The sequence below is a fragment of the Coleofasciculus sp. FACHB-542 genome (genome assembly GCF_014695825.1).
Taxonomy (GTDB): Bacteria; Cyanobacteriota; Cyanobacteriia; order Cyanobacteriales; family FACHB-T130; genus FACHB-T130.
The window spans coordinates 1-9,517 of sequence record NZ_JACJPB010000035.1; the positions used below are offsets into that span (position 1 = coordinate 1).

Below are 9,517 nucleotides of genomic sequence, written 5' to 3' on the forward strand. Positions count from 1 at the left end.
TTTTCAGGACGTTATCGCAATCGCAGGCAGAGATTTGGTTTGCGCTTAAACCTAATTGCTGGCTTGCTGAACTACGAACTGGCACATGCCTCCTGATTCATGCAGGAGGTCTATTGAACTCCTTCCCGTTGACCGGGAGGGACAGGGGTGGGGTTAAACTCTGAGTGCTAAAGACAGCACAAATTAGAACTTGCGATCGCTCGAAAAAGTTTTACGGGCAAATTTTCTCGATAGCGATCGCTGCCATTTCAGTACCTGCTGGCTTCCGGGTACTTCGTGCAGCAGCACATACAAACAGGGAATAATAAACAGGGCGAGGATGGTGGCGATAGACATCCCAAAAAAGACGACGATGCCCAAAGGTTGCAGGAATTCCGAGCCTTCCCCGATGCCCAGGGCTAGCGGCAGTAAGCCCAAAACCGTCGTGATGGTAGTCATCATAATCGGTCGCAGACGTTGGGGAGCGGCTTTAATGATGGCAGTTTGGCGATCGCATCCTTCTCGTTCCCGAATCTGGTTCGCTAGCTCGATCATGATGATAGCGATATTCACCACAATGCCTACCAGCAGAACGGCACCGACTAGAACAGTAGCACCGATGGCGGTTTTAGTGACGTAAAGCCCGATAATTCCCCCAGCTAAAGCTAATGGCAAAGTCAGAATAATGGCTAGGGGGTCAATTAACGAGTTGTACTGCACCGCCATGACCACGAACACTAAGAAGGCTGATAGCGCCCCCAAAGTTTTCAGAGAATTTTGCAACTGCTGATTGGTTTCGGCTGCGGAACTAGGAAGTACAGTCACGCCTTCAGGTAACTGCAAATTTTCTAACACCCGATCTACCTCTGCAAAGGCATCGCTGAGGTTAGCTCCTTCGCTGAGACTCCCAGCAATGATAAAAACCTGTCGTTGGTTAATCCGTTGCACTTCTCCAGGCGCTTGCCCTTCGGAAATGGTCGCGACATCACCCAGCCGAACTAAGCTGTTGTTATTGACAAATAAGGGCAGCTCCTCTAATTGCGAAGCGCGTTGCACCGATTCTTCATTGAATTGTACGCGCACATCTACTAAGCGATTGCCTCTTTGCAACTGCGTTGGTACAGAACCCTCGATTGCTGTCTGAATCGTTTGCCCAATGTCTTGCGTCGTCAACCCCAACTCCTCTGCACGCTCCCAATCCGGTCGAATCTGCACTTCTGGTTGCCGAGGGTCAGCATCCGGTCGAAACGTTGCACTTTTTACTTGCTCATCCAAGGCTTGCACCACTTGCCGCCCTGCCTGTTGCAGCGGTCGATCTTCGTTTCCTTGGAGGATGATATCAACATCCGCTCCCCGCACTGGCGAGTTCGTTAGGATGATACCTCGCACCTGACCGGGATTGAGCCGCAGACGAATCCCCGCTAAATTCAGTTTATTTAACTCTTGGGTGACTTTTTCGACAAACTTCTCGACATCTGTACCGGATTTGAGGGTGATGGAGCTGGAACCTCGGAGGGGATTTGCACTGGTGCTACTGCCGAAAAGAGAACCTCCGGCTGTGCTAAATACATAGTCAGTTTCGGGCTGTTTTGTGAGGATTTCGTCAACCATTGCCATCACTTTCCGGTTAGTTTCCACGCTAGTTCCCGGAGGAAACTGGGCAGATAAATTTGCTTGACCAGTGCTAATACGAGGCAGAATTTCTTGAGGAATTTGCCCTGCCATCCACAAGCTACCGCCTCCCAAAACCAGAACCGAAATCGCAATTATCAATATTCGATAAGGCAGCGCCCTCGTTAAAGTGCGAGTATAGCTGCCAGTTGCCGCCTCAAAAGAACGGTTAAATTGCCGCAACAACTGAAACTCACCTACCCGACTCGACCAGCGGATAGCCAATAGCCGAGATGTGAGAACAGGTACAACGGTCAGAGCTACTAAAAGTGAAGCTGCGACTGCAAAGCAAATCGTCAGAATTAATTCATTAAATAGTAGTGAGAAAAAGCCACCAATTAGCAAGAATGGCACTACAGATACCAGGTTAGCGCCTGTAGCAGCAACCATTGCTGATTCTACTTCCTGGGAACTGACAATCGACTGATCAATTATCTCTTGTTTGTTTAACCGTTGCTTTGTCCGAGTGCCTGGAGTCATGCCAATGCTTTCCGCAATGTTCTCCATGATCACGACGCTGGTGTCAATCGCCTGACCAATCCCCAACGCCAGACCTCCCAAACTGAACACATTCAAAGACAAGTCAAAAAACTTCATCAAGACGATAGCCGTCAGAGTACAAAGGGGAATCGTCAGGGAAATAATCAAAGTTTGTCGCAGTGACCCTAAAAAAAACAAAACTGCTACGGCTGCAAGTAATGCTCCGGAGATGGCAGAAACGATGACATCATTCAGGGAGTTGCGAATAAATTTTGACTCATCTAAGGTGGGTAGCAGTTTCATGTCTGCGGGAATTACACCCGATTGGCGGAGTTCTTCGATGCGTTTTTTAACTCCTTCCACCACCTCGATAGTATTGGCATCTGGTTGCTTTTGAATGCTGAGTTTTACCGCTGGTTGCCCATTAAGATAGACAAATACCCGCTGGTCTTCTGTACCATCAATGACTTCGGCAAAATCTCTTAGATAAACGCGAGATTGTGGTAAAAGTGCAGGGCTTTGCGCTCCTACTGGGCTGGGAGTTGAGGAAGCAACTTCAAAGGAGAGATTGCTAATTTCCTGTGCATCCTGAAAGCGTCCGACGGTACGGGTTAGCGTTTGGGAGTCGTTGCCTTGCAAGCGCCCCCCAGAGATGTCCTGATTGCGATCGCCTAAAGCATTCAACACATCTACCAAACTCACCCCCAGCGCCTGTAAGCGATTCAGGTCAATTTGCACCCGCACTTGTTCTTCCACCCCACCCGCAACATCGACGGCGGCGACACCATTGACTACACTGAGTTCGCGGGATAATTCTTCATCGGCAAATACCCGCAAATCCGCATCCCCCAGGGAAGAGGATTGCAGCGCCATTTCGTAAACGGGTAGCTGGGAGGGGTCAACTTTAAACAAACGCGCATCTTCGATGGTGCTGGGGAGTCTGCTGCGACCCCGGTTAAAGGCAGCAGTGGCATCGTTGAGCGCTTGGTCAATGTTGCCTCCCGGTTCAAAGAATAAGTCTAAACTCACCTGCCCTTCGCGGGTTTGGGAGTAAACTTGCACCACTCCTTGTGTGGTACTTAGAGTTTCTTCTAGCGGCTTGGTAATTTCATCAACTCCCACTTCGGGGGAAATTCCAGGCGCTTCTACCCGCACGCCAATTCGCGGATAGGTGATAGATGGCAACAAATCGACTTGGAGTTGGGAGAGAAAGAACACTCCCATCACCAACACAGATAATGTGAGCATGAGTGTGCCGATATGGCGGCGGATGGCGATCGCGCTTAGGCTAAATCCAGACATAATAATTTTGAATTTTGAGTTCTGAATTTTGAGTGAATTCGGAATTTTGAGTGCATGAGTGAGTTTTGAATTAAGAAGTCAAAGCTCAAAACTCAAAACTCTAAGGCTTTGCAGTTTCTGATAAAACACTTAAGCTTACAAGTTCGCCATCCTTGAGTGGCTTACCAGCACGGCTGACAAATCGCTCTCCCGGCTTTAATCCTGATAAAATTTCTACTTTTCCATTTACGCGATCGCCCACTGTCACCGATCGAGCCTGCACTCTTGGCTGTTGCCCTTCACGAGTCACAACAAACACCGTCGCTTTACTAGATTTGGCATTTTCTTGGGAGTTGGAAGCGCTCTCTCCCTCGCTCCTTGCCTGTCCCCCTTGTGCCTGCCTCCCTTGTGTCTGTCCTCCTTGTGCCTGTCTCCCTCTCTCTCCTGCTTCTTGCAGCGCTGTTTGCGGCACCACTACCCGTTGGGACGCATTTGAGGCAAAGCTGACCCGTGCCAATAGTCCGCTGCCGATCTCACCCTTGGGGTTGGCAATCGTGACTTCTACCGGCACTTGACGAGCCGCTACATTCGCCGCCGGAGAAATGCGAGCCACTTGTCCAAGAAATTCCCTGTTTTTGAAGGCATCTAATTGCACCCGCACCGATTGTCCAGCCCGGATATTTGACAATTCCAATTCTGAAACTGGCACCACTACTGTGACGCGGCTGAAATCTCCAATTTTCAAGATTTCACTACCTGGATTCGCTAAATCCCCCGGTTCTAACCCTTTAGAAACGACAACGCCGCTAATTGGAGAAGTTAATACTGAATAGGATTGGCGTTCGCGACTTTGAGCCAGTACAGATTGTTGCGCCTTGACTCTGCCTTGAGCCGCTACGACTGCTTGCTGTTCTGTACTCACCTGTGACTGAGCAGAGAGCAAAGCTTGTTGAGCCGTTTGAGCTTCGGTTTGAGCTAATTCTGCTTGTTGCTGCGCGATCGCGCCCTGTCTCGCCAAGCCAGCTAGTCGAGCCGCATCCCGCTGTGTTTGCTGCAATTCAACTTTTGCCTGTTCCACCTGTGTCCGGGCATTAGCTACCTGAGTTCGGGCGCGGGCAACTTCTGCTTGAAGCGTTGCGAGTTCTGCTTGCGCCTGATTCACGCTAGTCAACAAGGTGGTGTCATCTAACTGGGCAACAATTTGACCCTGCGCCACCCGATCTCCCACATCTGCTTTAAGAGAGAGCAGCCGTCCTTCCACTTGGGGTTGCACCGAGACTTCTCTGAGTGGGCGAGTCGTGCCGATAAATTTTACATCTTCTTGAAGCGATTCGCTGCGAGCGATCGCCACATCCACTGGTGTAGGTTTTCCTTGCCCCCCTTCTTGCCCTCTGGGAGATTGAGCCTCCGCTTCTGCTTTCGGCAGAATGCCACAACTGGTCAACCCAGGCATCCCTAAAACAGCAAATATCAATATAAATAGGGGAATTTTTTGATTTTGCCGTTGGCTTGTTGATTTTTGACTCGTTTGCTGCCGAGAGGCTTGAGCAGCAGAGATATCAGGAGACATACGCTTAAGTTGCACTTGGGTGTTCCACTCAGGAGACGGTTCGGACTCACCTTGGGCGGGGCTGTCCAGCGGTGAGATGCAAAGGCAACAGGTTAGCTCTGTGCCTGCCTGTCTATTTAGACTGCTGATAGTTTACAAACGTTCACTTTACAAATCATAAAGTGCGAAGGCAGTTCTCTTGGTCAGCCTTAAGGTCGGATTTTGGCATTTGCCTTCTGGTTTTGGGCGAGCGATCGCCCTGAGCAACATTCCAGCTGCTATGCTTTTTTTAAAACCCTTGACAAACTCTCAAATCCTTGCGTTACCAATTCTTGCGGGTTAAAAATCTATTTCTGTCAGTCGTCCTGGCGGTGGCTGGGACTGTAGTAATTAGGGCATCCGAGAACGTACCCGTACAGGCTCGTCCCGCTCCTGTATTTACACGCCATTTAGAGACAATTCAAAGCAGCGTACCGCCTGGGTTGATTATGCGCTTGCCGTCCCAAATTCTCCTGAGTGGCCCCACCGATGTAGATCCTTCTGAGTTGATTGTCCGCGTCTTCCCCTCAGAAACTCCGTTAGCTTATACTGTTAGCCTTTTTACCTGCTACAGTAATCCCCAACCGTGCTTAGTCGGAAGTTTTTCGGTTGAGAAAAAGAATTCTCTCAATGCGATACGAGAATTAGAAAAACATAAAAAAGCAGGCGACCGCATCACCTTAAGGAAAGATATTAGAGGATATCTATTGGAAGGAAAAAAGCAAAAGCCATCTTATGAATTTTCTTCCGTAATGTGGCAGCAGGATGACTTTATTTATCGCGTTAGTTTTCCCACCATAGAACGGTCAAATATTCTCTTGATGGCTAATTCAATGGCTAACGATGTGCCGCTTTTCCGCAGGTTTTCTCGTCCACTTCCCTGATACTCATCCCAAGTTGCGTTCAGACAGAGTAGAGTCTTGAACGCAACTTATTAGTATTAATTCCAGTAATCTACAATCCGCTGAGCGTCTCTAGCAGCTTCTCCACTTCAGCATTATGGTCGAGGAAGGAGAACAAATGTTTATAGCGCAGAATTCCCTGTTTATCCAGTACGAATTGGGCTGGCAGAGGCGCACCCAAAGCTTGACCCGTAGAGTAAGCTCGAAAAGTCCGACAACTGGGGTCGCTGAGCAAGGGCATCTTTAACCCCAGGTCTTTGACAACCGTTTTGCTCTGCTGTTCGTCGGTACTGGTAATCATCAAAACCTCGACGCCCAAACTGGTAAAGCGCTCGTAGTTTTCATTCAGCGCTTTGATGTGAGGAAAGCAAAAAGGACAATATTGCTTTTCGGTGAAGATGCGGGTGAAGGCAAGGATGACAGGTTGCTTTCCCCTGTAATCTGATAACTTAACTCTCCTCCCGTTAGTAATGTCCGGCAGTTCAAAAGCTGGAGTCGTTTCTCCGAGGTTCAAACGGCTGGTTGCTGGAATCGGCAAGAAATTCTCAAAGAAGCGTTGATTTAACAGTCCGCTAAAGTCAGTAGATGTCAGCATTGGTATATCATTTTGGTCTTATTGCTGTAATTGTAATAGTCCTTTACTTTTTTGCGAACAGGGGCGAATCGTCGAGAGCGATCGCATCCTTCATCCCCAACAAAAATCGCATCCCCCTTAAGCTGGAGATGCGAGCAACTTTAAGTTCTTGGCGTATTCTTGTTATCAATTGAGAGTTTAGTCAATGACTAAACTGACTTTGATGTTGTAACCAAAAGCTTTCTTGAACGCTGCTTCTAAATCTGGCAACTTCTTTTGAGCTATCCGGAAAATGGGCAGGGATGGAACTTTAATGTAGGCTTCCCCATTACTGAAAGCGATGAGTTTTCCATGCTGACTCATCAGATGTTTCGTAGTGGGTCGCGGAATCTGCAAAATCACACCATTCCAGATTAGGTCTAGCATATTCTGAATTGCTTGTTGCATTGGCTTGAGGTGGTCGATTTTCTCCAGATTTACAGGCAGTTCTAGTTGTACGAAATTTTCAGCTTGCATTGTTTATTCCTAATTCAGAGCGATTGTTGGAAGTGGGAAGAGGGTATTGCTTATCTCTGCTTCCCAGAGCCGATACGTCTATAGTCCTGGAAGTGGATAGGTTTAACGGCTCTGGATTGATAGCAATTTTGGCTCTAGTTTCAAAACTGAGCCAAAATTGAGCCAAGCCATAAGTTGGTAGAAGTTATAAAAGTTAAATATGTATCGATGGGTATTAAAGGATAAGCATGGCAGCTACTATCAGAGCATCCAAACAGGGGCTAGAAATTGTTGAGCAAGCTAGAAGGAAAAAAGGATGGAATAAACAGGCTGCTATCTGGGGTGAAAAGCATAACTTAAAGCGATTTTGGCGTTCTATACCAATTGATACAGATGCCTTTGCCGGAATTTGTAAAGCCGTAGGAATTGAGGACTGGGAAGAGATTGTTGATAACAGTCCACTAACCAAGACAAATTCGAGAGCCGAATTTTTTGCTTATGATGATGTCTGGGTTGGTCGAGAACAGTTAGTTTGCGAACTTAAAGAAAAAATTCAAGGGTCGTGTCGCCTATTAATCCTTGTTGGTATAGCGGGGATTGGTAAAACAGCTTTGGCTGAACGATTAGTAGTGGAATTGCAGCCTGACTGGACTAAGTTTCATCAAGAAAATTTTGAAAATGAGCAGCAAGCTTCAGACTTTGCCAGTGTTGCAGCTCGATGGCTGGAAAAGTGGGGAGAAGCCATTACACAAGAAAACCGCCAAGATACAAATTATTTGCTGAATTTGTTAGTTAAACGCTTGCGAGAGAATCGGTATCTAGTAGTGATAGATTCTCTGGAATCGATTTTGGAAGGAAATGAAGAAGAAGGTTGGAATGATTTTAAGGATAACGAGTGGGCAAAGTTCTTTGAAAGTTTATTATCAGCTGAATCTTGCCAAAGTCGAATGATCCTAACTTCACAAGACTTACCAGAGCAAATCCCAGCGCGTTACAAAAACTTTTGGGATTGCACCGTTTTAAGTGGACTTACAAAACCAGAGCGGTTGCAGCTGTTCGATAAAACTGGGCTAGAAGTTGGCGCAGATTCACCAAACACACCGTATCTAGAACGGATTGGCGCTGCTTATGAAGGGCATCCCCTGGCATTGAGGGTGATTTCTGGAGAAATTTGCAGTCCCCCTTCTAATGGCAATGTAGTGGCTTATTGGAACAAAGAAGGGCATGAAATTGAAAAAGTTGAAAAGGCAATTGAGGAAGCCAAAACGAAAGGAATAACAGCATCAGCCAATGACCAGTGGCGGCTAGATCGATATACCCGTGAATTAAGAAAAAATGTGCGAGTGCGGCTAGAAAAAACTTTTGGACGCTTGAAAAAGGATGTCTTCAATGCCTATCGATTGCTTTGCGAAGCTTCTGTGTATCGCTGTGCAGTAACGGAAGATTTTTGGCTGAGTCACTTGGAAGATTGGGACTGTGATGAAGACCAGCAAGAGGCGGCGCTGGATGTGTTAAGAAATCGCCATCTGGTTGAGGAAGTTGTTGAAGACGATCAATTCCTGCTAAGACAGCACAATTTAATCCGCAGTATGGCACTTGAACACTTAAAAAAACTGCATTAATAAAATGAGTAACATCTTACCGCCTAGCGAATCGGTCTTGGCAGAGCTTGGTATCAATTCAGAAGCCATTAAGTTGATTCAGCCGCATTGGAAGCGCACCCATTACAGAGCCGTCGTTAACTGGTTAACGAAGTACAAACCCAATCCAGATGCAAACAATCTAGAGAAAGTGCGCGGCTACCTGGAAGCTTTTCACCATCTCTGTGAAGTAGAAGCCTGGGAAGAAGCTGATAAAATCCTGTTTACTCGCCTCAACACTCCTACAGAGCAAGAATTACACAAGCAGCTAGGTACTTGGGGTTACTATCGTGAACAAACACATTTGTACCTCAATATTTTAAATAAGTTAAGTCCCCGGTTGAACTGGATCTTTTTGCATAGTCTAGGGACTACTTATTACTCCCTAGGAAAACCGACTGAAGCAATTAAGTATTATCAGCAAGCCTTAAAAATAGCACAGGAAATTCCGAACCATCATTGGGAGATAGTTTCTATAGAAGGTTTGGGAATGGTCTATCACCATTCTCTAGGAAACTATGAAGAAGCAATTAAGTATTACCTGAAAAGCTTAAGGCTTTCGAGTAGAATACTACACCGCCTGGGAGAAACAACGGCTCTTAGTAGTTTAGCAGATACTTACAGTAGCAAGGGAGACTATACTAAAGCAATTGACTACTATCAGCAGGCTTTAAGGTTTGCAAGAGAAATTCAACAACCCCGTTGGGAGATAGCAGCTCTAGGAGGCTTGGGTGATGTTTACGATAGACTACTAAAAGACTATGAAAAAGCAATTGATTATCGCCTCCAAAGTTTAGGGCGTGTCATCAATTCAACCAGATGACCGTAGCAGCGAGGTGAATCGCACCGAGAAAGTTAACCGCACGCTTGTCGTAGCGCGTTGCAATCGCTCGATACTGCTTGAGTT

7 protein-coding genes and 2 pseudogenes are annotated in these 9,517 nt (G+C 46.9%); 4 read left to right on the forward strand and 5 right to left on the reverse strand.

Going from position 1 to position 9,517, the window contains the following annotated elements; translation table 11 throughout:
• Positions 1–96, forward strand: a pseudogene (locus H6F52_RS25470) (IS5/IS1182 family transposase); the annotation flags it as partial.
• Positions 97–183: 87 nt separating this feature from the next.
• Here the strand turns inward: H6F52_RS25470 and H6F52_RS11900 are convergent.
• Entirely contained in the window at positions 184–3,432 is a 3,249-nt protein-coding gene (locus H6F52_RS11900) for an efflux RND transporter permease subunit (RefSeq protein WP_190435902.1), read from the reverse strand.
• A 100-nt stretch (positions 3,433–3,532) separates the two neighbouring features.
• Positions 3,533–4,981, reverse strand: a complete 1,449-nt coding sequence (locus H6F52_RS11905) for an efflux RND transporter periplasmic adaptor subunit (protein WP_242033927.1) — start codon at positions 4,979–4,981, stop codon at positions 3,533–3,535.
• 296 nt (positions 4,982–5,277) lie between these two features.
• Here H6F52_RS11905 and H6F52_RS11910 point away from each other — a divergent pair, with 296 nt between their 5' ends.
• Positions 5,278–5,883: a hypothetical protein gene (locus H6F52_RS11910; protein ID WP_190534850.1), complete on the forward strand. Its 606-nt coding sequence runs from the start codon at positions 5,278–5,280 to the stop codon at positions 5,881–5,883.
• Between the two features lie 70 nt (positions 5,884–5,953).
• Here H6F52_RS11910 and H6F52_RS11915 read toward each other — a convergent pair whose 3' ends face one another.
• Both H6F52_RS11915 and H6F52_RS11920 read right to left on the reverse strand, forming a co-directional pair.
• Positions 5,954–6,496, reverse strand: coding sequence for a peroxiredoxin (locus H6F52_RS11915; RefSeq protein WP_190534853.1), 543 nt, complete (start codon positions 6,494–6,496; stop codon positions 5,954–5,956).
• A 177-nt stretch (positions 6,497–6,673) separates the two neighbouring features.
• Complete coding sequence (locus tag H6F52_RS11920; RefSeq protein ID WP_190534856.1) at positions 6,674–6,991, reverse strand: hypothetical protein; 318 nt, start codon at positions 6,989–6,991, stop codon at positions 6,674–6,676.
• Positions 6,992–7,218: 227 nt separating this feature from the next.
• Between H6F52_RS11920 and H6F52_RS11925 the strand changes: the two genes are divergently transcribed.
• Positions 7,219–8,592 carry an ATP-binding protein gene (locus H6F52_RS11925; protein WP_190534859.1) on the forward strand — a complete coding sequence of 458 codons (1,374 nt, stop codon included), beginning with the start codon at positions 7,219–7,221 and terminating at the stop codon, positions 8,590–8,592.
• A 4-nt stretch (positions 8,593–8,596) separates the two neighbouring features.
• Positions 8,597–9,433, forward strand: a complete 837-nt coding sequence (locus tag H6F52_RS11930; protein ID WP_190534862.1) for a tetratricopeptide repeat protein — start codon at positions 8,597–8,599, stop codon at positions 9,431–9,433.
• On the opposite strand, the pseudogene H6F52_RS11935 reads toward H6F52_RS11930, so the two are convergent.
• Positions 9,417–9,517: pseudogene (locus H6F52_RS11935) on the reverse strand (IS5/IS1182 family transposase); the annotation flags it as partial. The gene H6F52_RS11930 and the pseudogene H6F52_RS11935 overlap by 17 nt on opposite strands.